General features: G+C 43.4%; 26 protein-coding genes. 24 read left to right on the top strand and 2 right to left on the bottom strand.

From position 1 onward, the window contains the following. Nucleotides 1-104: 104 nt before the first annotated feature. From fur to ACTWPX_RS05510, 6 genes are all read left to right on the top strand, one after another. Nucleotides 105-581 (top strand): ferric iron uptake transcriptional regulator, encoded by a 477-nt coding sequence (fur, locus tag ACTWPX_RS05535; protein ID WP_128522473.1) that lies wholly within the window; start codon nt 105-107, stop codon nt 579-581. Nucleotides 582-960: 379 nt separating this feature from the next. Beyond that, nucleotides 961-1,179, top strand: a complete 219-nt coding sequence (locus tag ACTWPX_RS05530) for a DUF4227 family protein (RefSeq protein WP_128522474.1) — start codon at nt 961-963, stop codon at nt 1,177-1,179. Nucleotides 1,180-1,186: 7 nt separating this feature from the next. Further along, nucleotides 1,187-2,074 (top strand): site-specific tyrosine recombinase XerD, encoded by an 888-nt coding sequence (xerD, locus tag ACTWPX_RS05525; protein ID WP_443118823.1) that lies wholly within the window; start codon nt 1,187-1,189, stop codon nt 2,072-2,074. A gap of 99 nt (nt 2,075-2,173) precedes the next feature. Next, nucleotides 2,174-3,352: a phosphopentomutase gene (gene deoB, locus ACTWPX_RS05520; RefSeq protein WP_443118822.1), complete on the top strand. Its 1,179-nt coding sequence runs from the start codon at nt 2,174-2,176 to the stop codon at nt 3,350-3,352. Nucleotides 3,353-3,367: 15 nt separating this feature from the next. Beyond that, entirely contained in the window at nt 3,368-4,189 is an 822-nt protein-coding gene (locus ACTWPX_RS05515) for a purine-nucleoside phosphorylase (protein ID WP_443118821.1), read from the top strand. Nucleotides 4,190-4,213: 24 nt separating this feature from the next. Continuing rightward, nucleotides 4,214-5,515 (top strand): pyrimidine-nucleoside phosphorylase, encoded by a 1,302-nt coding sequence (locus ACTWPX_RS05510; protein ID WP_443118820.1) that lies wholly within the window; start codon nt 4,214-4,216, stop codon nt 5,513-5,515. A gap of 45 nt (nt 5,516-5,560) precedes the next feature. On the opposite strand, the gene ACTWPX_RS05505 is transcribed toward ACTWPX_RS05510, so the two are convergent. After that, entirely contained in the window at nt 5,561-5,713 is a 153-nt protein-coding gene (locus ACTWPX_RS05505) for a hypothetical protein (RefSeq protein WP_281975757.1), read from the bottom strand. Between the two features lie 788 nt (nt 5,714-6,501). On the opposite strand from ACTWPX_RS05505, the gene ACTWPX_RS05500 reads away from it, so the two are divergent. The 16 genes from ACTWPX_RS05500 (at nt 6,502) to ACTWPX_RS05425 (ending at nt 17,838) form a co-directional block, all read left to right on the top strand. Continuing rightward, complete coding sequence (locus ACTWPX_RS05500) at nt 6,502-6,735, top strand: hypothetical protein (protein ID WP_443118819.1); 234 nt, start codon at nt 6,502-6,504, stop codon at nt 6,733-6,735. A 16-nt stretch (nt 6,736-6,751) separates the two neighbouring features. Then, a complete protein-coding gene (locus tag ACTWPX_RS05495; protein WP_443118818.1) occupies nt 6,752-7,138 on the top strand; it encodes an HIT family protein in 387 nt (128 codons plus the stop codon). Between the two features lie 170 nt (nt 7,139-7,308). Then, nucleotides 7,309-8,484, top strand: a complete 1,176-nt coding sequence (locus ACTWPX_RS05490) for a D-alanyl-D-alanine carboxypeptidase family protein (RefSeq protein WP_443118817.1) — start codon at nt 7,309-7,311, stop codon at nt 8,482-8,484. Between the two features lie 93 nt (nt 8,485-8,577). Further along, complete coding sequence (gene spoIIAA, locus ACTWPX_RS05485; protein WP_281976279.1) at nt 8,578-8,943, top strand: anti-sigma F factor antagonist; 366 nt, start codon at nt 8,578-8,580, stop codon at nt 8,941-8,943. After that, the gene (gene spoIIAB, locus ACTWPX_RS05480) at nt 8,928-9,368 is read left to right on the top strand and encodes an anti-sigma F factor (RefSeq protein WP_128522483.1); all 441 of its coding nucleotides are present in this window, start codon (nt 8,928-8,930) and stop codon (nt 9,366-9,368) included. The genes spoIIAA and spoIIAB overlap by 16 nt, the downstream gene beginning before the upstream one ends. 10 nt (nt 9,369-9,378) lie before the next feature. Then, complete coding sequence (sigF, locus tag ACTWPX_RS05475) at nt 9,379-10,125, top strand: RNA polymerase sporulation sigma factor SigF (RefSeq protein ID WP_128522484.1); 747 nt, start codon at nt 9,379-9,381, stop codon at nt 10,123-10,125. 346 nt (nt 10,126-10,471) lie between these two features. Continuing rightward, a complete protein-coding gene (locus tag ACTWPX_RS05470) occupies nt 10,472-11,089 on the top strand; it encodes a stage V sporulation protein AA (RefSeq protein WP_443118816.1) in 618 nt (205 codons plus the stop codon). Beyond that, nucleotides 11,076-11,486 (top strand): stage V sporulation protein AB, encoded by a 411-nt coding sequence (locus ACTWPX_RS05465; RefSeq protein WP_443118815.1) that lies wholly within the window; start codon nt 11,076-11,078, stop codon nt 11,484-11,486. Before ACTWPX_RS05470 ends, ACTWPX_RS05465 begins: the two co-directional genes overlap by 14 nt. A 69-nt stretch (nt 11,487-11,555) precedes the next feature. After that, complete coding sequence (spoVAC, locus tag ACTWPX_RS05460; RefSeq protein WP_443118999.1) at nt 11,556-11,975, top strand: stage V sporulation protein AC; 420 nt, start codon at nt 11,556-11,558, stop codon at nt 11,973-11,975. A 12-nt stretch (nt 11,976-11,987) separates the two neighbouring features. Then, nucleotides 11,988-13,004 (top strand): stage V sporulation protein AD, encoded by a 1,017-nt coding sequence (spoVAD, locus tag ACTWPX_RS05455; protein WP_443118814.1) that lies wholly within the window; start codon nt 11,988-11,990, stop codon nt 13,002-13,004. Beyond that, on the top strand, nt 13,001-13,351 hold the full coding sequence (spoVAE, locus tag ACTWPX_RS05450) for a stage V sporulation protein AE (RefSeq protein ID WP_128522488.1): 351 nt from the start codon (nt 13,001-13,003) through the stop codon (nt 13,349-13,351). Before spoVAD ends, spoVAE begins: the two co-directional genes overlap by 4 nt. 24 nt (nt 13,352-13,375) lie before the next feature. Continuing rightward, nucleotides 13,376-14,842 carry a spore germination protein gene (locus ACTWPX_RS05445; RefSeq protein ID WP_443118813.1) on the top strand — a complete coding sequence of 489 codons (1,467 nt, stop codon included), beginning with the start codon at nt 13,376-13,378 and terminating at the stop codon, nt 14,840-14,842. Nucleotides 14,843-14,963: 121 nt separating this feature from the next. Next, nucleotides 14,964-16,259: a diaminopimelate decarboxylase gene (gene lysA, locus ACTWPX_RS05440; RefSeq protein ID WP_443118812.1), complete on the top strand. Its 1,296-nt coding sequence runs from the start codon at nt 14,964-14,966 to the stop codon at nt 16,257-16,259. A gap of 14 nt (nt 16,260-16,273) precedes the next feature. Then, complete coding sequence (locus ACTWPX_RS05435; protein ID WP_128522491.1) at nt 16,274-16,708, top strand: peptidylprolyl isomerase; 435 nt, start codon at nt 16,274-16,276, stop codon at nt 16,706-16,708. 22 nt (nt 16,709-16,730) lie between these two features. Then, nucleotides 16,731-17,192, top strand: a complete 462-nt coding sequence (locus tag ACTWPX_RS05430; RefSeq protein ID WP_443118811.1) for a site-2 protease family protein — start codon at nt 16,731-16,733, stop codon at nt 17,190-17,192. 280 nt (nt 17,193-17,472) lie between these two features. Then, a complete protein-coding gene (locus tag ACTWPX_RS05425; protein ID WP_443118810.1) occupies nt 17,473-17,838 on the top strand; it encodes a GNAT family N-acetyltransferase in 366 nt (121 codons plus the stop codon). A 59-nt stretch (nt 17,839-17,897) separates the two neighbouring features. Here the strand turns inward: ACTWPX_RS05425 and ACTWPX_RS05420 are convergent, their stop codons facing one another. Then, nucleotides 17,898-18,368 (bottom strand): DUF309 domain-containing protein, encoded by a 471-nt coding sequence (locus ACTWPX_RS05420; RefSeq protein WP_443118809.1) that lies wholly within the window; start codon nt 18,366-18,368, stop codon nt 17,898-17,900. Between the two features lie 139 nt (nt 18,369-18,507). Between ACTWPX_RS05420 and ACTWPX_RS05415 the strand changes: the two genes are divergently transcribed. Together ACTWPX_RS05415 and scpB are read left to right on the top strand one after the other, a co-directional pair. Beyond that, on the top strand, nt 18,508-19,263 hold the full coding sequence (locus tag ACTWPX_RS05415) for a segregation/condensation protein A (RefSeq protein ID WP_128522494.1): 756 nt from the start codon (nt 18,508-18,510) through the stop codon (nt 19,261-19,263). Beyond that, nucleotides 19,254-19,841: an SMC-Scp complex subunit ScpB gene (scpB, locus tag ACTWPX_RS05410; protein WP_128522495.1), complete on the top strand. Its 588-nt coding sequence runs from the start codon at nt 19,254-19,256 to the stop codon at nt 19,839-19,841. The genes ACTWPX_RS05415 and scpB overlap by 10 nt, the downstream gene beginning before the upstream one ends. Nucleotides 19,842-20,212 lie beyond the last annotated feature (371 nt).

Raw genomic sequence — 20,212 nt, 5'->3', positions numbered from 1 at the left:
ACTAATTAATAATGATTATTGTTAACACTTTATAATAATTATAATTTGACACTCGTTCTGTCTCTGATTATAATAAAGTTGGTATTACGAGGGAGGGACGAAGCATGGAACATCGTATAGATAGGATTAAAAAACAGCTGCATTCCCAGAGTTATAAGCTTACACCCCAGCGGGAAGCCACTGTCCGAGTATTGTTAGAAAACGAAGAAGACCACTTAAGTGCGGAAGATGTTTACCTCCTCGTAAAAGAGAAAGCACCAGAGATCGGTCTAGCAACTGTCTATCGAACTCTAGAACTACTTTCCGAACTTAAAGTCGTCGATAAAATCAATTTTGGGGATGGCGTTTCCCGTTATGACTTAAGAAAAGAAGGCGCAGAACATTTTCACCACCACTTAGTTTGCATCGAGTGCGGGTCTGTAGAAGAGATTGAAGAAGATCTTTTAGAAGAAGTAGAGAAAATCGTAGAAAGCCAATGGAAGTTTCAGGTCAAAGACCACCGGTTGACTTTCCATGGCATCTGCTCCGTTTGTCAAAAACAAGCCGTAGCAGCTTCTTCAGCTAAAGAAACGGAAGATTAATGCCACTGCCGCTATGAAGTAATACATAGTGGCTTTTATTTTGCCTTGATATAGCCTGCGGACTAAACCTTGTTTATAAATGGTTTAATAACAGACGCAACCTTTCAAGTGAATGGCTGAATGTTAACAGATAAAACCAGGAAGAACACTATGGGCACAGGTTGCCGTACGTTCAATACACTTTCCCATTAATTTGAAATCTCTGACTCTTCCATTTTTATTTACAAATGGATGAAAATCGTGTAGTTTAAAGCTAGATGGGACTTGATTTTTGTTCACCAATTGATTTTGGTTGGCTGCTCTCGTTTTTCTACGTATATTTGGAGGGATTTTAGGCATATCCTTTTACAAAGGTACGGAAGAAGAGAGGGGGGTCCCCATGACATATTTGCGGAACAGTTTAAGAGATTTAATCAAAGTTCTGATTGTATTTACATTGTGCACGTGTATCTTCTATTTAGCTTTGCGGATGGTGCATGAAGAGTATGACAGACAACACCGATATGATCCGCCCGAAGGAACGGCCATTAAAGTCTATCAGCCGCTTGATCAGGGTTGGACGGACCGGTTGTCGATATTTTTCCGATTAGGAGAGTAGATGGACGATGCAGTATGCTCTAGAAGACTTTTTTCATTATTTGACGGTCGAGCGCGGGTTATCACCGAATACCATCCAATCCTACAAGAGGGATTTGACTCAGTATCTTACTTATATGCAAAAGGAAGAAGGTATGCAGGAGTGGAGCCAAATTTCGCGGTCCCATATCATGAAGTATATACATCATCTTAATGACCATGGGAAATCTTCCGCTACAATTGCCCGATTTCTTTCATCTATCCGCCTTTATCATCAATTTCTCATAAGGGAGAAAGTGACTGAACAGGACCCGAGCTTACATATAGAGACACCGAAAAAAGAGAGAAAACTTCCGAAAGTTCTTTCCTCTGAAGATGTGGACAAGCTTTTGAACATTCCTGCGAAAGACCCATTATCAGCCAGGAACAAGGCGATGTTTGAAATGCTTTACGCCACGGGACTGCGTGTGACAGAGCTCGTATCTTTGAAAGTCAGCGATCTCCATTTGACAATGGGATTTGTACGATGTCTCGGTAAAGGATCAAAAGAAAGAATCATTCCGCTCGGAGATATGGCTAAAGAAGCGGTAGAGAACTACTTGGAAACTGGCCGCGCCCCCCTGGTGAAGCATAAGAAAACCGAAGAACTATTCGTCAATCACCATGGAAATGCACTGTCTCGCCAAGGTTTTTGGAAGATACTGAAAGCGGTTGCTCGTGATATGGGGATTACCAAGGAATTGACACCGCACACATTGAGGCATTCATTTGCCACCCACTTGCTGGAGAATGGAGCAGATTTGCGGGCTGTGCAAGAAATGTTGGGTCATGCAGACATTTCGACGACTCAAATCTATACGCACGTGTCGAAAACACGACTTAAGGATGTTTATCGCTCGTATCATCCACGAGCGTAGACACTTTTTTACATTTTGAGTTGTCTGACATCCTACATCTATGCAAGCGAGGGTAGTTTTTTACGAAGTTGGGAAATTAAACATTAGGAGGGATCTTTGATGAATTCATTCAAACGAGTATTTTTAATAGTCATGGACTCAGTAGGGATCGGCGAAGCGCCCGACGCTGAGAAATTCAATGATAAAGGCGCTGATACATTAGGACATATAGCAGAACATATGAACGGGCTTAAAATGCCTCATATGGGCTCATTAGGTTTGAGCAATATCAGGAATATCAAAGGGATTGAGAAGGCAAGCCAGCCGAAAGCCCACTTTACGACGATGGCGGAAGCTTCCAATGGGAAGGATACAATGACAGGTCACTGGGAAATTATGGGGCTTTATATCGACCAGCCATTCCGGACGTTCCCTGACGGCTTTCCAGATGAGTTGCTCGATCAAATCAAAGAAAAGACAGGACGCGGTATTGTAGGAAACAAACCGGCATCTGGCACAGAGATCATCGAGGGACTGGGTGAGCATCACATGGAAACAGGAGATTTGATCATTTATACTTCTGCTGACTCTGTTCTACAGATTGCAGCTCATGAAGATGTCATTCCGCCACAAGAACTTTTTGAAATCTGTGAATTCTGCCGCGAATTGACAAAGGATGAAAAGTATATGGTCGGTCGTGTCATCGCACGTCCTTTCATAGGAGCACCAGGGGCATTTGAGCGAACTTCCAACCGCCATGATTACGCACTGAAACCATTCGGTCGTACGGTCATGAATGAAATGGCTGACGAAGGGCTGGATGTGGTAGCCATCGGAAAAATTTCTGATATCTATGATGGGGAAGGAGTCACAGAATCCATTCGAACAAAAGATAACATGGACGGCATGGATCAGCTTGTAAGGACCATGGACAAAGACTTTACGGGCCTGAGCTTCTTGAATCTTGTTGATTTCGATGCGAAATTCGGCCACCGCCGTGATCCAAAGGGATATGGGGAGGCTTTGGAAGCTTATGATGAATGTCTTCCAGAAGTATTAGACAAGATGAAGGACGATGATTTATTGATCATTACCGCTGACCACGGAAATGACCCTGTCCATCACGGAACTGACCATACGCGGGAACTCGTACCATTAATCGCTTATCACAAGGGAATTGATCAAGGGAAAGAGCTTGATCAACGTCAAACGTTCGCCGACATTGGTGCTACTGTTTCAGAAAATTTCTCAATCAAAATGCCAGCGCACGGCAAAAGCTTTTTGAAGGATATCCAATAGGGAGGAGAAATAACTATGTATCAAACACAAATCAAAGAAGCATCACAATTCATTCAACAGAAATTAAGCCAGGAGCCGACAGTGGGACTGATTCTTGGGTCCGGTTTAGGGGTGTTAGCAGAGGAAATACAAAACCCGACGACAATTGCATATACAGAAATCCCTCATTTTCCTGAATCAACTGTTTCCGGTCATAAAGGCCAGTTGGTAGTAGGGGAGTTGGAAGGTCGTCAAGTCATTGCGATGCAAGGACGTTTCCACTATTACGAAGGTTATGACATGAAGCAAGTGACCTTTCCAGTTCGTGTCATGAAAGAACTCGGGGTGGAAACGTTGTTCGTAACAAACGCAGCTGGAGGAATTAACGAAAACTTTGATCCAGGTAACTTGATGATCATCACAGACCATATCAATAACATGGGGGACAGCCCGTTGATCGGACCGAATGATGAAGACTTAGGTCCACGTTTCCCTGATATGTCAGAAGCCTATGATCGTGATTTGATAGAACATGCTAAACAATCTGCTGGACGCATGGATCTTAAAGTTCAAGAGGGTGTTTATATTGGAAACACAGGACCTGCATACGAAACAGGTGCTGAAATACGTATGCTCCGTACCTTAGGGGGCGACGCTGTAGGAATGTCCACGGTTCCGGAAGTAATGGTAGCCAATCACGCTGGTATCCGCGTACTGGGAATTTCCTGTATCTCCAACATGGCTGCAGGAATTTTGGATCAGCCTCTTACACACGATGAAGTGATCGAAACAACAGCCCAAGTAAGGGAAGACTTTTTAGGTTTCGTCAAAGAGCTATTGAAGACATTGCCGGCTTAAGTAAATAGTAAAGGGATGATAGAGATGAGAATGTACGACATTATTGTTAAAAAAAGAGACGGTGGGGAACTGACAAAAGCGGAGATTGACTTTTTTGTAGAAGGATATACAAAGGGTGATATTCCTGATTATCAGGCTTCAGCTTTGACAATGGCCATCTACTTCCAAGGAATGACACCGGAAGAGACAGCCACACTGACCCAAGCAATGGTTGATTCTGGGGAGACGATTGATTTGTCTGCAATTGAAGGCCATAAAGTCGACAAGCACTCTACTGGGGGAGTAGGCGACAAAGTGACCTTTATTGTAGGACCTCTCGTTGCTTCTGTAGGAGTTCCTGTAGCGAAAATGTCCGGTCGTGGCCTTGGACATACAGGTGGCACGCTGGATAAGCTGGAGTCCGTCAAAGGTCTTGAAATTGAAATGTCGAAAGAGAAATTCATTGAAAATGTCAATACACATAAGCTGGCGGTAGCAGGCCAGACAGGTAACCTGGCTCCTGCTGACAAAAAACTTTACGCCTTGCGTGATGTAACAGGGACAGTGGATTCCCTGCCATTGATAGCAGGATCCATAATGAGTAAAAAACTTGCTTCCGGTGCTGATAGCATCGTGCTTGATGTGAAAACAGGCTCTGGTGCTTTCATGAAGACACTTGAAGATTCTGAAGCACTGGCACGCGAAATGGTGAATATAGGCAATAACCTGGGTCGTACCACAGTAGCGGTGATCAGTGATATGAACCAGCCGCTTGGTTTCGAGGTTGGAAATGCGAATGAAATCAAAGAGGCTGCTCGTATCCTACAAGGAGAGAACGTTGAAGATTTACGCCGTTTGTCCCTTGAACTTGCATCTCATATGACCGTACTTGCTGAAGTGTTCAATTCTTATGAAGAAGCATCTGAAGCGCTTGAAGCGAATCTCGAAAATGGCAAAGCATTCCAATCACTTCGGACATTGATTGAGTCTCAAGGTGGAGATGTGTCCATGATTGATGACCTGGATCGCTTACCTAAAGCGGCCTATGAAATCGAAGTGAATGCCGACCAAGACGGTTTCGTTTCCGCGATTGACGCCGAGTCAATCGGGATTGCAGCTATGTATTTAGGAGCAGGCCGAGCAACGAAAGATGATGTGATCAATCATGGTGTCGGAATTACACTGAAGAAGAAAATTGGGGATGAAGTGAAAGCAGGCGAACCACTTGTTGTACTTCTGAGCGATGAGAAGAATCCGACTGCTTCGATCGATAAAGTGAAAGAATCTTATACGATTACCAATGAAAAAGTGGAAAAGCCTACACTAATCCACAATATTATCAAGTAAATGAGGAAAGTCCCGGATATACATGAGGCCACTGAAAAACCCTTTTCAATCTAGAGGAACTGTTAAAGTTTGTTGTTGCTTCTCACGAATCGCTTGTCGGTGGATGCTTGCCGCGGGCACGGCCTCAGCTAACTTGGTCAAGAAGATCACTTGACCAAGTGGATCTTCGGCTCGCGCTGTTCCCGCAGGCGTCACCACCGAACGCTCCTCGTGGAATCAACGTGGCCTGTCTAAAAGAGTGATTTACTTTGATTTATTAATGTCTTATCGAAATAAAAAAGCCGAGTTGAACGATAAAATCGTCCTGACCGGCCTTCCTTTGATGCATAACTCTGAAAGTTTCAGTTCTTCAGTAGCCTCGGTATACTTCCGGGGCTTTTTTTGTTGTTGAGCAGGTAGGAAAAATATAAAAACTCTCTCCCATATCGTTTTTATTTCATGATATGATATTTTAAAGTGTTTTTTTCAACATAATAACAGTTATTTTAAGACTTGATTTCGAGTTGTTTGTAGGGATTTAGGGGCGTCGGAGAAGGGCTCGCTTTCCTGCGGGGGAACTGGCAAGCCTCCTCGCTCGTTGTGAAGCGACCCCTTATTGTTGGACACTCTCTGTGGGGTCTCGTCTACTCCCTTCTCCCGCGGGAGTCTCACCCTTCTCCGACGACCCTTGCGATATGCGTTTCTCGAAATTACTTGAGGGAGAAACTTTGTTCGCAAAAGCTCCCAACGAACGAAGGTGGTTTCGAGCATCTTCCAAACGTATGGTGGATGGGAAAACGGTGAGACTCCTGCGGGATAAACATGATCGGTGAGATCCCGGAAGGCGAAGCCTGAGGAAGCTCACCACATGCCCGCGGAAAGCGATCCGTTTTCCCACCCACCATCACCGCATACAAAGGCCTCGAAACTAAGTATTCAAGAAAAGTTTTTTTTATGGAAGAGATTAACTTCGGAGTGTAGCTAAATTGTTTGTAAGGAGTGTTTTTTTGCGGATAGTAGGGATAGCCGTAAGTGTTTCTTGTATGATAGCAGGTGCACTATACTTGTTTACTTCAGTAAAAGTGGATTTTTGGCAATTTGCTTTTCTTTTAGCCCTTGCCTATCTCCTGCAAGGAATCTCTTTGTTGAAAGACAACCGGACAATCAAAGGATCGGTCATGCTAGTCATTTCTACAATGATGGCATTCATGGTTATCGATGAAATTTTTCCAATTACATAATTAAGGATGTGAACCTATGGCTGAATGCATCTTATGCGCTCCTGAGAAAGACGAAGAACAAAGAATTCTTTTTGAAAATGAGTCCTGTTATTACGTGCAGAAAGACCAGCGAATTCTGAAAGGTTCTGGTCTGATTGTACCTAAATCCCATAGGACTACAGTCTTTGAGCTTTCTGAAAAAGAATGGCTCGACACACAGTCGCTTCTTCATCAGGTGAAAGAGTGGTTGGATGATACCATGCAGCCTGACGGGTACAATATTGGATATAACTGTTACGAGACAGGTGGTCAGCATATTTTCCATGCCCACCTCCATATCATTCCACGCTTTGAAGATGAACCTCATGCAGGCAAGGGCATTCGTCACTGGTTGAAGCAGGAAGAGAATAAACGGCATATATAATAACGCGAGCACTGCCTTGAAGGTGGTGCTTTTTTTGTCGTTAAAAATGGAATCACCGTAACAGGGTGATGTGTATCTGTTCTTAAGTCCTCTCTCCACATTCTTATGATGCATAGAACGTCCTTCTATGGGAAAAATAGGGACACTTACAGCAATGGGAGGTCAAGTTTATGCAAAAAATGATAGGTACGTTCGTTGCTTTATGTTTACTGTTCAGCCTTTTCCCATCAACCATTATACAAGCAGAAGAAAAAGCTTCTTCAGAAATTGTAAATTCGGCTGAGTCTGCGATTTTGATGGAAAAAAACAGTGGAATGACTTTATATGATAAAGATTCCGATGAAAAGTTGCCACCAGCCAGTATGACAAAAGTGATGACCCTTCTACTCATAATGGAAGAATTGGATAAAGGGAACATCAAGCTTGAGGACACAATCAGAATCAGTGAACATGCTGCTTCTATGGGGGGATCGCAGATTTTCCTGGAAGCTGGAGAAGAGATGAGTGTGGAAGATCTATTGAAAGGGATCGCTGTCGCTTCAGGAAATGATGCAAGTGTCGCAATGGCCGAGCATATAGCAGGCAGTGAGAAAACTTTTGTAGACCAGATGAATCAAAAGGCGAAAGATTTAGGATTGAAAAATACTCACTTTGAAAACCCGACAGGACTACCTGCAAAGGGGCATTATAGTACGGCACATGACATGGCGGTAATGGCTCGTGAATTGCTGTTGCATGATGAAGTGACGAAATATACGAAAATCTATGATGACTATCTGCGTAAAGGCCAGAAGAATGAGTTTTGGTTAGTCAACACGAACAAACTTATCAAGTCCTATCCTGGAATGGACGGACTGAAAACAGGTTACACATCCGAAGCGAAGTATTGTTTGACGGCTTCTGCGCAAAGAGATGATATGCATATGATTGCAGTTGTCATGGGTGCTGAAAATCCGAAGAAGAGAAACGCTGATGTGACCAGCTTACTGGATTATGGGTTCGGGCAATACAAGGGTGTGAAGCTTTATTCTAAGGATGATATTTTGCAGACGATGAATGTGACACGTGGTGAGCCACGTAAAATCAATCTTTCGCCTGAAAAAGACGTAGTCGTATTGCAGAAGAAGAGGGACACGGAGAATCAATATGAGACGGAAGTGAAAGTGGCAAATAAATCTGACCTTCCATTAGAAAAAGGAGCCCATATGGGATGGGTGATCGTGAAGAAAGGCGATGAAGAAGTGGCGAAAGTCGGTCTGGAAACGTCTGAACAGGTAGAACAGGCAGGGTTATTACCTTTATGGCAGCGCTCGTGGAGGAATTTGACGAGCTTTCAGAGGTTTTAGCATTTTCCCACTAGTATTGTTTTTGAGCAGGAAATGACAACAAAAAATACGAAAAGACATAGTGACTCTTATAAGTCAGAGGAGGGAATTCACTTGAGTCTTAACGTAAATTTTGTGGTCAGAGAAAATGTATTGCTTGTTCGTCTGGATGGAGAGTTGGATCATCATGAGGCCAGCCGGCTTCGGGAGTCTTGGCAGGAGCATCTGCAGATCAACGGGGTCGAACATGTGATTGTGAATTTAGAGAAATTGTCCTTCATGGATAGTTCAGGTCTCGGGGTCATGCTCGGTCGTTATAAAGAAGTACAGGCAAAAGGGAATGAAATGGTGATTTGTTCGATCAGTCCGGAAGTCAGACGCTTATTCGATATGTCAGGGATGTTCAAAATCATGAAGCTTACAGATAATGAGGCATTTGCGCTCGAGATGTTGGGGGTGGCATCATGCGAAATGAAATGACCTTAGAATTTACAAGCGTAAGTGAAAATGAATCACTTGCTCGTGTATCTGTCGCCGCTTTTGTCAGTCAGATTAATCCGACAATGGAAGAGCTTACGGATATTAAGACGGTTGTATCTGAGGCTGTCACAAATGCAATCATCCATGGATACGAAGAAAAGTCTGATGAGAAAGTACTTTTGACATGTGCGATTGATGGGGAGGAATTTGAACTCATCATCCAGGATCGTGGTCAGGGAATTGAAAATATCGATATAGCGAAAGAACCGCTTTACACTTCCAAACCGGAGTGGGAGCGGTCTGGAATGGGCTTTACCATCATGGAAAACTTCATGGACCAAGTGGATATTACATCAGAGCCCGGGGTCGGTACAACGATCCGTATGACGAAGCAACTCACGTCATCCCGTGCTCTGTGTAATTGAGGTCGCGCTTATGAGCGATACGACAAAAGAACGTCTGTCCGACAAGGATGTCAAAGACTTGATTAAAAAAAGTCAGGCGGGCGATCAAGAGGCGAGGGACTTCTTAGTTGAGAAAAACACCCGTCTTGTTTGGTCGGTCGTCCAAAGATACTTAAGGCGTGGCTATGATCAGGATGACTTGTACCAAATCGGTTGTATTGGTCTCCTGAAATCAATCGATAAGTTTGATTTGAGCTATGATGTTCGTTTTTCCACCTATGCTGTTCCGATGATCATTGGAGAAATCCAGCGTTTTATCAGGGATGACGGAAGTGTTAAAGTAAGTCGAAGTTTAAAAGAACTAAATCATAAAGTCAGGGCTAAAAAAGAAGAACTAATGAAGGAGAATGGTCGTTCTCCGACTGTGAATGAACTGGCAGATGCTTTGGGCCTTACGAAAGAGGAAATCGTCCAGGCGGAGGAAGTTGGACGAGCTCCACAATCCATCCATGAAACCGTTTATGAGAACGAAGGAGATCCGATCACTCTTGTCGACCAAATAGCTGAAGAAGAAAGCAATTGGTTCGACCACCTCACGTTGCAGGATGTGATGAGTAAGCTTGATAAACGTGAGAGGCTGATCATATACCTGCGTTACTATAAAGATCAGACTCAGACGGAAGTGGCTGAACGCCTGGGTATCTCGCAAGTTCAAGTTTCCAGGTTAGAGAAGAAGATTTTAGCAGACATGAAAGAGACGATGAATGATACTAGCTGAAACTGTACCTTCCAGGGTGCAGTTTTTTTGTTGGTAAAGTGAATATCTTTGGTCGTTTATGGGCCGCATATCCCTCGAGGTGGGGAAGCACGGTGCTGCAATAGCCTGAACGCCGATATAATCTGTATTACGCCGATACATTCACTGTTGTACCGCTCGAATTCTTTTGACGATAGTGAAAATTGGATGGCACCGATAATAGAATCAGCATCCAGCTACTCAATACAATAAAGTCAGCCATCAATCGGCTGGCTCTATTTGTTTGGTAAAAAAATTCTTATCGTATGTTTTGTTTTATCTCACACATAATAAGTCTAAGAAATAAAAAACAGGGGAGGCGAATAAATTGGCGGCTCCTGTCTATATTCGCACCAAACAATCGATTTATGTACAGCCATTATCAAAAGTCCGCTTGGCTGATGTCGCGCGGGTGACGGGTTCTAAACGGCACATGTCGGAATTAGAACAAATGGTTTTGCACCAGGTCGCAGAAGAAGATCGGAACATCGTCGTCATTGATTCGTTCATGATCGTCGAGCAGGTTCTTGACAAGTTCCCCCAAATGGAATTGGAACTGATAGGTCCGAACCAATGTGTGGTGCACGTGGAAAAACATAAAAGGCAGCCATCACCTATTCTTATTTGTGCTATCTGGATTTTACTGTTCATAGGGGCGGCCATGGCGATCATGAACTTCCATTATGATGTCAGCATGCAGTCAGTGCAGCAAAAGTTACACTTTATGCTGACAGGAGAAGAGGAAGAACATCCATTATGGATTCAGGTTCCTTATTCGATTGGGCTTGGGATCGGGATGATTCTGTTTTTTAATCATTGGTTCCAAAAGCGATTTAATGAAGAGCCTAGCCCGATGGAAGTTGAAATATTCAATTATCAGGAAGATTTGGATCATTATGTAGCCATTAAAGAAAATAAGGTGGAAAAACAGGATGTGGATCGTTGAAGCCTTAATAGGCCTTGCTTCAGGGATAGCAGTCGGTACTGGATTCGTAGCATTTTTGACAGTACTTGGTATTGTACCGAGATTGATGCAGCTAAGTCATACTGAGTCAAAATTGAGGCATTATGAGATAGCTGTCATCCTAGGGGTGTTTTTTGGTATCTATTTGTCATTCGGGGATTTCCCTATGCAAATGACACTGCCAGGATTAATCATTTGGGGGCTGTTTCACGGAATCTTCATTGGTATGCTCGCGGCTGCGTTAACCGAAGTTCTCAATGTCTTTCCACTCCTTTTTAAACGAATCGGCGTCGATGGGTTTTTGTTCACTTTATTGATGGCTCTCGTACTTGGAAAAATCGCAGGATCCTTGTTTCAATGGATCATCTTCGTCCGTTAAAGAGAGTTATAAATTGTAGGAGGAAACATCTTGGATAAGCAACCATTGAATGAAAAGAATTTCGAGAAAATGAGTAAATCCTACCAACCAAAGCCTCCATATGTGATGAATTGTCTTAAGGCTTTTGTAGTGGGGGGACTCATTTGTGTATTTGGTGAACTATTAACTCAAATGTATATCCATTGGTTTGATTTTAGTGAAAAAAATGCAATTAACCCTACCGTTGCTACCCTGATTCTGCTTGCTGCTTTAGCGACAGGTTTTGGTGTCTACGATAAGCTGGGACAATTTGCAGGGGCAGGGTCTGCGGTACCTGTAACAGGATTTGCGAATTCCATCACCTCTGCAGCACTCGAACACAAATCAGAAGGTATAGTCCTTGGGATCGCTACGAATTTATTTAAACTTGCTGGCTCTGTCATCGTCTTCGGCGTAGTGGCGGCTTACGTACTGGGTATCATCCGATATGTTTGGGCGCTTATTTTTTAGGAGGAATACAACATGGCTAAAATAGGAAAACAAACGTGGTCTTTTACTACCCCGGTATATTTACAGTCGACAGGTACAGTGGTCGGTCCCATGGAGGGTGAAGGACCACTTAAAGATACGTATGACATCATTCATGAAGAGCTGCATTGTGGTGAATCGAACTGGGAATTAGCAGAAAGGAAATTGATGATCGATGCCGTCCATACATGCCTGCAAAAAGCAGGTGTGGATCAATCGAATGTTGATTTGTTCCTGGCTGGGGACCTGCTTAATCAAAACGTGACTGGGAATTATGTGGCTCGTCAACTTGGTATGCCGGTTCTTGGAATGTTCGGCGCATGTTCGACTAGTATGGAGACACTTGCGACAGGGGCTGCACTTGTTTCATCAGGCTATGCTAAACAAACGTTAGTCGCTGTAAGTTCCCACAATTGTACAGCGGAAAGGCAATTCCGTTACCCAACTGAGTATGGAGGGCAGAAACCTAGCACAGCAACATTTACTGTTACCGGAAGCGGGGCTGCTCTTATTTCCAAAGAGCCTTCCCCGATTCAAATTGAAGCAGCGACGATTGGGAAAGTGTTGGACTATAGCATCAAAGACCCTTTCGACATGGGGACAGCTATGGCTCCTGCAGCATGGGATACAATCAAAACTCATTTAGAAGATATGGGACGTGTACCTGCCGACTATGATGTCATTGCTACAGGAGATTTATCATCAGTCGGGACACCGATTCTCAGAGATATGATGAAGCAGGACGGGTATGATATCAGCGAGGTTCACAAGGATTGTGGTTTATTGGTCTACCATAGTGATCAACCTGTATTCGCCGGAGGGAGCGGTTGTGCCTGTTCTGCTGTAGTCACTTACGGAAAGCTCGTTCAAGATTTAAAAGAAGGCAAATACAAACGGGTTCTAGTAGTGGCGACAGGCGCATTGATGAGTCCGATGATGATTCAACAGAAAGAATCGATTCCGGGAATTGCGCATGCGGTCGTTTTAACGAAAGGAGAGACGCAGTCATGACCTTTTTATGGGCGTTCATTGTAGGAGGACTGATTTGTGTCATCGGACAACTTTTAATGGATGTTTTTAAATTGACCCCCGCACATGTAATGTCATCATTTGTCGTAGCAGGAGCAGTCCTGGATGCGTTCGACCTTTATGACAATCTGATTGAGTTTGCAGGAGCAGGGGCGACCGTACCGATTACGAGCTTTGGACACTCTTTGTTACATGGAGCGATGGAACAGGCGGATGAACACGGAATCATCGGTGTAGCCATTGGGATATTTGAATTGACGTCTGCCGGTATTGCATCGGCCATTTTATTCGGCTTTATCGTGGCTGTTTTATTCAAGCCGAAAGGATAAAGAGTAAGCAAGGAGTGGAGGACAATGCCTAAAGAAAAGGAAACACCAATCGTAATGAAGTTGGAACAGAATAGAAAAGTGATGAATGATCGAATTGGAGTGGATGCATCGTTCGACATCGGCTTCCGTACACTGAAAATTCTCGATCATGAGGTGAACGTCTATTATGTAACAGGTCTAGTCGAAACACCGGTTATCGTTGAAGTGATGCGCCAGTTGTTTGAGATGAACGATACGACGGAAGAAGTGACATCTGTATTCCAGCAAATCAAAGATGACATCCCCCATCAACAAGTGGAAGTCGTCAGTAATATGGAAAAAGTGATCACTCAAGTTTTATCAGGCCTTATTGCTATTTTCATTGAAGGTGAAACAGAAGTCTTTATCGTCGATGTGCGTGCCTATCCAGGCCGTACCCCGCAGGAACCGGACACGGAGAAAGTCATCAGAGGTGCCCGCGATGGTTATACAGAAAACATTATTGAAAATACCGCACTGACAAGAAGAAGAATTCGTGACGAACGTTTACGACATGAAATTATGCAGGTCGGGAAGCGTTCAAAGACAGATGTTTGTCTATCCTATATTCAGGATGTCGCTGACCCGGGTCTTGTTAAATTAATAAAAGAAGAAATAAAGAAAATCGACATTGATGGACTTTCTATGGCTGATAAGACATTAGAGGAATTTCTTGTCAATCAAGGGAGGAACCCGTTCCCGCTGGTCCGATACACGGAGAGGCCGGATGTTGCTGCTGCGCACTTATTTGAAGGTCATGTGCTCATCATGGTGGATACCTCGCCAAGTATGATCATTACTCCTACTACCTATTTTCATCACGTCCAGCATGCTGAAGAATTCCGTCAATCCCCACCTGTAGGGACGTTTGTTCGCTGGGTGAGGTTCTTTGGAATATTTGCTTCTGTTTTTTTACTACCATTATGGATGCTTTTCGTCATGCAGCCAGACCTTTTACCCCCAAACCTTTCGTTTATAGGGCCTAATGAAGAGAGCAGCATTCCGATCATTTATCAGATTTTACTTGCTGATTTAGGGTTAGAGATGTTGAGGATCGCTGCCATTCATACGCCGACACCGCTCTCGACCGCGATGGGCTTGATTGCCGCTGTTCTTATCGGGCAGATTGCCATTGATGTTGGTATGTTCGTACCTGAAGTAATTTTATATGTGGCTGTCAGTGCTATCGGATCCTATTCTACCCCGAGTTATGAATTGTCAGTAGCGAATAAAATGGCTCGCGTCCTTTTTGTCATCTTTGTTGCTATATTCGGTATTAAAGGATTCATGGTCGGATTCCTTGCCTATGTTCTGCTGCTTGCGAGCACGAAGTCTCTGAACACCCCCTACTTATGGCCGTTCATGCCTTTCAATGCTAAGGCTGCAGTGCAAATTCTGCTGCGTTTGAGTATGCCTTCCTTGAAATTCCGTCCGAGTGTTGTTCACCCGCAAAATAACCATCGCCAAAATTAATCTTATTGCCCCTACTTTACCAATGTGATAAATTAAAATAAATTACAAATGTCCTTTGATTTACAAGGGGCATTTTCTATTTCTAAATTCTACCGGATTCCGGACATAAAGGCGGGGTACGATGAACCATGAGGTGAACGAACAAGGTCAACTTATGATTGGACAAGTATCTGCAAAAGAACTTGCCGATCATTATGGGACACCTTTATATGTGTACGATGTTGAAAAAATCAGAAAAAAAGCCAGAGCATTTGTCCGTACGTTTCATGAAAATGATGTGCCAGCACAAGTCGCCTATGCAAGCAAAGCTTTTTCTTCTGTTGCAATTTTGCAAGTTGCCCATCAAGAGGGACTAAGTCTGGATGTCGTTTCAGAAGGGGAACTGCACACAGCGCTGGAAGCTGGCTTCCCAGTCGGAAAAATTCACATGCACGGCAATAATAAAAGCGTCCGCGAATTGGAGATGGCCGTGGAACATGGAATTGGATGTATTGTAGTAGACAATTTTTATGAAATCGAATTACTTAGTAATATTCTGGACGATCAAGACCGTGACATGGACGTGCTCTTACGAGTCACTCCGGGAATCGAAGCTCACACACATGATTACATCCTTACAGGACAGGAAGATTCAAAGTTCGGTTTCGACTTAACCAGTGGACAAGCAGAAGAAGCATTTATGAAAGTTGAAGACCATAAACGTATCCGGCTGCTTGGCCTGCATTGTCATATCGGCTCCCAAATATTTGAGACGAGCGGATTTGAAATGGCGACACGTAAACTGTTCACTACCTTGAAAGAATGGAAGGACAGGTTCGAATATACGGCTGACGTCCTTAACTTGGGCGGAGGGTTCGGAATTCAATATACAAAGGAAGATCAACCTTTGGACCTGGATCAATATGCTTATGCATTGATTGAAGAAGTGAAGGGTTTATCAGAGCATTACGGATATCCTATGCCTGAAATCTGGATTGAGCCAGGGAGGGCGATAGTCGGAGAAGCGGGAACGACGATTTATACCATCGGTTCGATTAAAGATATCCCGGATGTGCGCACATATGTTTCTGTTGATGGAGGGATGACAGACAATATCCGTCCAGCTTTGTACCAGGCGAAATATGAAGCAGCACTCGTTGATAAAATGCACGAATCAGAGGAAAAAGAATACTCGATAGCTGGAAAGTGCTGTGAATCTGGAGATATGCTAATATGGGATGTGGCACTACCGAAAGTAGAGCACGGGGATAGACTTGCAGTTTTCAGCACTGGAGCGTATGGTTATGCTATGGCAAACAATTACAACCGCTTTCAAAAAGCTGCAGTTGTGTTCGTTGAAAACGGACTGCACCAATTGGTAGTGCGAAGAGAGAGTTATCAGGAAATGACAAGACTTGATTTATCCTATGAAAAATGAGAGGGGTATGAGAAATGAAACAAGCAACGATTCAATTTGAAAACGGGGAAAAAATGGTGATTGAACTTTATGATGAGGCAGCACCTAATACAGTAGCGAATTTTGAAAAACTAGCAAATGATGAATTTTATGATGGTTTGACTTTCCACCGTGTCATCCCTGATTTCGTCATTCAAGGAGGCTGCCCAGATGGAACAGGCGCAGGCGGCCCGGGATATACGATCAAATGCGAAACAGAAGGGAACCCACATAAACATGAACGGGGAACTCTGTCTATGGCTCACGCCGGAAAAGATACCGGTGGAAGTCAGTTCTTCGTTTGTCATTCTCCGCAGCCGCACCTGGATGGTCGGCACACAGTATTTGGGAAAGTGATTGAAGGAGTAGACAGCGTTGATCGTGTCCGTGTTGGAGATATGATGCAAAAAGTGAGAGTAGAAGAAAAGTAATCGTCCTTGACAAAGGATTAATATGATTGTCACGATTCTAGTATTGATTTTCTTAGTGGCTCCTCTTAGTTTATTCGTTCATGAACTCGGACATGTATTACCGGGGTTGCTCTTTCGCTCTCAAAGGTGTGTTATCCATCTTGGGCGAGGTCGATTGATCCATCAGGTGAAGTTTAAGAAACTGCATATCAAAGTGGGCCTGTTGTTTTTTCAAGGAGCTTATTCTATCAATGAGAGACAAAAGCAGTTTTCTCCATGGCAGAAAGCTTGGATCAGCGGAGGCGGTCCTTTGCTCAACGCTGTGGTTTCATTGTTGTTATTTTTCATCTTTTGGACGCGAGTGAACGATTATTTGTCACTTTTCTTCCTTTTTAATCTATACTTAGCAGTAGTAAATATCGTCCCTTTTTCCTTCCGTGGGAGAAGGTCTGATGGGTACCTTCTCCTCCAGTGGCTCAAGCATAGAAAGGATAGGGTTGAATAATGGCTGACATTCCTATATTCTATGAAACGGGGAAAGAAACCACCTTGAACCGGGGGAACTATAGATGAAAAAGAAAAATTGGACATTATTCACTATCTTGGCGGTCTTCAGTTTAGGATGGGGTTTGTACTACTGGTTTGGAATTGTCATGTAAATACTGTGACGAGATGGACAAAATTGAAAGTAACACTTGTTTAAACGATTATTTTTAATGATCGAAGATTTATACCGAAGATCTCTTTGGATCCTAGGAAAGTTATTTTCATATTGAGGGGTTATTATGTTAATTCGATATAAAAAATCATTTGAAAAGATTGCGATGGGTTTGCTATCTTTCATGCCTGAAGTATCAGATGTCAAAACACTTCAGGATATCATCAAGGAGTATGATTTCAATCCTGATTGGAGTCTCTTCCTGTGGAAAGAAGTAGACATATTGGGGGCCATCGGCGTCCGTGTAGAAGGCGATGAAGTGATCATCCAACACGTTTCTGTCAATCCATCCCACCGCAATTCAGGGATAGGTAAACAGATGATTCAGCGGATGAGGACCCATTTTGGCGATGAATTCCGAGTTTGTGCGGATGTAGCTACAGAATCTTTTGTAGAAAAGTGTGATGAAGAAAGTGCGTCATCACAAATCTAAAAAGGAGGTGTCCACTCGTGACACCTCCTTTATTTATGGTTTCTAAGTTTCGGTTGATTCTATTCACGGTTCCTGAGCTTGTGCTTCCATACGAGCCAATCATCTGACATATCACTTGGGGCTCCGTAAGCTACCTGCCACTTTTGACAAAGTGAATGGACTTCCTGCCTTAACTGCAAATCTATGATCGGGAAATTCCAACTGGTATATGATTCTCCCTTTTTCAAACGCTCGTCAGTTTTGTGTAACTGATCTAAAAGATGTTCCGGGTCCAGGCCGAGATTCTTAAGTTTGATATGATTTTCCGGGAATTTGTGAAGGCAGCGATTCAGAAGGATCCGTGCTCCTTTTTGATTCCCTCTGCGATCATGGTACATCGAAACAGCTATTTGGATTAGAAGCACCCATACAGAATTTCTGTTTTTGGGATCGACCTCTTTCCAATATTCTTCAAGGACCTCGTGACATTCAAAGTAATCGCGCGTCCCGTGAAAATGGGCTAAATACTCGATATAGACTGTTGGATACATAAATAAACCTCCACTTCTCCATCTATTCTATAAGAATAGATGCCTGGGAGACAAGGGGACTGCGACGAACCACATCTGTTTGAGAAAGATGTTTTCTGATACCATTAGAGAGAAGTACTGAACGTAAAGGAAGAATGATATGACAAAAAGCTACCAAGTGAAAGTGGATGGTTTCGAAGGGCCGTTAGATCTTCTTTTACATTTAATCAACAGATATGAAATTGAAATCCATGATATTCCAGTATCTCAAATCACAGACCAATACATGCACTATATTCATACCATGCAGGAGTTGGAGTTGGATCTTGCTAGTGAATATTTAGTGATGGCAGCAACACTGCTTGCCATGAAAAGCCAAATGCTGCTCCCAAACTCGAATCTGGAAGATGATATGAGTGAAGATGAATTGGACGAAGACCCTAGAGAAGACCTGATGCGTCGCCTGATCGAATATCGGAAATATAAACAAGCGGCAGAAGAATTGAAAGAAAAAGAATTGGATGCGAACCGGATATATACACGTCCTCCTCTTAATACAGAAGATTGGGAGGAAGAAGAGCCGGAAATCCGCCCTGGTGAAGCTTCCATCTATGACATGATTCAAGCGATGGGGAACTTGATGAAGAGAAGTAAGAAAGAGACCCCTCAAGAAGCAAAAATCCAACGGGATGAAATACCGATCCAAATGAGGATGGAGGAAATTCTCGGGAGAATCGATGTACAAACCGGAGGGACTCCATTTCACCAACTATTTGAAAAACGGACACGGCCACATATTGTCGTCACCTTCATCGCTTTGTTAGAACTTATGAAAAGCAATGACATCGTATGTGTGCAACAACAACATTTCGACGAACTAATCGTGTTTAAGATGGAGGATGCGCCATGGAGTTAGAAAAATACAAAGCCATCATCGAAGGGCTGCTGTTCGCTTCTGGAGAAGAAGGGGTCACCAGAAAGAAACTTTCTGACATTTTAGAACTTGATCAGAAGACAGTCCAGCAATTGATTGATGAAATGCATGAAGAATATCAAGAAGTTGGAAGAGGCCTGACTATCATGGAGTCACAAGGGACGCTGCATCTGACGACTAAACCAGAACATGCTTCCTATTATAAAAAATTGCTTGATACTCCAGGATCTACAAGACTATCACAAGCTGCCCTCGAAACGTTAGCGATCATTGCCTACCAACAACCTATAACTAGAGTTGAAGTGGATGATTTAAGGGGAGTTAAAAGCGATCGGGCGATTCAAACACTTGTCAATCGCGGGCTTATTGAAGAAAAAGGTAGAAAAGATGCGATTGGCAGACCGATATTATATGGAACTACCAAGGGGTTCTTGATTTATTTCGGTTTGACTTCCATGGAAGAACTTCCGCCGCTTTCAGAATTGAAGCAACAGGATGATGTAGAAGGAGAAGCGGATCTCTTTTTTGAAAAATTCGAAGATCCTTTTGCTGATGAATAAATTGAAATATTGCTTAATTGACAGCTGTTCCTCAATGGGGCAGCTTTTTTGTGTGGTCTTGGAAGATTGAAAAAACTGCTTGAGCTCTTATAGTCTACCAGGGTGGTTCCACACTTCATTGTCCAGTTGTAGCGCCAAGCCTCTCGAGGTCATAAATCAATCAACTACGTGAAGAAACCCCTCTTCACGTAGTTGTTTGTCTTATGCTTGTCGGGGCTGCCCATGGCGCCTACACATTTCACTTGTCCGGTTCCACCACCCAGACTCTCGAGACATAAGCAATCCACCTCCGTGAAGAAGGATCGCTTCACTGTGGTGTTTTGCTTATGCTTGTCGAGTCTTTCAGGCTGGTTCCACACTTCATATATTCA

Origin of the sequence: Halobacillus sp. H74 (assembly GCF_052246715.1) — a bacterium.
Classification (GTDB): Bacteria; Bacillota; Bacilli; order Bacillales; family Halobacillaceae; genus Halobacillus; species Halobacillus litoralis_A.
The sequence above is the reverse complement of the archived record's forward strand: the minus strand, read 5'-3'. Positions and strand labels throughout refer to the sequence as shown.

Coding starts and splice junctions, on each gene's coding strand:
- fur (WP_128522473.1), top strand. CDS start 105: ATGGAACATCGTATAGATAGGATTAAAAAACAGCTGCATTCCCAGAGT.
- ACTWPX_RS05530 (WP_128522474.1), top strand. CDS start 961: ATGACATATTTGCGGAACAGTTTAAGAGATTTAATCAAAGTTCTGATT.
- xerD (WP_443118823.1), top strand. CDS start 1,187: ATGCAGTATGCTCTAGAAGACTTTTTTCATTATTTGACGGTCGAGCGC.
- deoB (WP_443118822.1), top strand. CDS start 2,174: ATGAATTCATTCAAACGAGTATTTTTAATAGTCATGGACTCAGTAGGG.
- ACTWPX_RS05515 (WP_443118821.1), top strand. CDS start 3,368: ATGTATCAAACACAAATCAAAGAAGCATCACAATTCATTCAACAGAAA.
- ACTWPX_RS05510 (WP_443118820.1), top strand. CDS start 4,214: ATGAGAATGTACGACATTATTGTTAAAAAAAGAGACGGTGGGGAACTG.
- ACTWPX_RS05495 (WP_443118818.1), top strand. CDS start 6,752: ATGGCTGAATGCATCTTATGCGCTCCTGAGAAAGACGAAGAACAAAGA.
- ACTWPX_RS05490 (WP_443118817.1), top strand. CDS start 7,309: ATGCAAAAAATGATAGGTACGTTCGTTGCTTTATGTTTACTGTTCAGC.
- spoIIAB (WP_128522483.1), top strand. CDS start 8,928: ATGCGAAATGAAATGACCTTAGAATTTACAAGCGTAAGTGAAAATGAA.
- sigF (WP_128522484.1), top strand. CDS start 9,379: ATGAGCGATACGACAAAAGAACGTCTGTCCGACAAGGATGTCAAAGAC.
- ACTWPX_RS05465 (WP_443118815.1), top strand. CDS start 11,076: ATGTGGATCGTTGAAGCCTTAATAGGCCTTGCTTCAGGGATAGCAGTC.
- spoVAC (WP_443118999.1), top strand. CDS start 11,556: ATGAGTAAATCCTACCAACCAAAGCCTCCATATGTGATGAATTGTCTT.
- spoVAD (WP_443118814.1), top strand. CDS start 11,988: ATGGCTAAAATAGGAAAACAAACGTGGTCTTTTACTACCCCGGTATAT.
- spoVAE (WP_128522488.1), top strand. CDS start 13,001: ATGACCTTTTTATGGGCGTTCATTGTAGGAGGACTGATTTGTGTCATC.
- ACTWPX_RS05445 (WP_443118813.1), top strand. CDS start 13,376: ATGCCTAAAGAAAAGGAAACACCAATCGTAATGAAGTTGGAACAGAAT.
- lysA (WP_443118812.1), top strand. CDS start 14,964: ATGAACCATGAGGTGAACGAACAAGGTCAACTTATGATTGGACAAGTA.
- ACTWPX_RS05435 (WP_128522491.1), top strand. CDS start 16,274: ATGAAACAAGCAACGATTCAATTTGAAAACGGGGAAAAAATGGTGATT.
- ACTWPX_RS05430 (WP_443118811.1), top strand. CDS start 16,731: ATGATTGTCACGATTCTAGTATTGATTTTCTTAGTGGCTCCTCTTAGT.
- ACTWPX_RS05425 (WP_443118810.1), top strand. CDS start 17,473: ATGTTAATTCGATATAAAAAATCATTTGAAAAGATTGCGATGGGTTTG.
- ACTWPX_RS05420 (WP_443118809.1), bottom strand. CDS start 18,368: ATGTATCCAACAGTCTATATCGAGTATTTAGCCCATTTTCACGGGACG.
- ACTWPX_RS05415 (WP_128522494.1), top strand. CDS start 18,508: ATGACAAAAAGCTACCAAGTGAAAGTGGATGGTTTCGAAGGGCCGTTA.
- scpB (WP_128522495.1), top strand. CDS start 19,254: ATGGAGTTAGAAAAATACAAAGCCATCATCGAAGGGCTGCTGTTCGCT.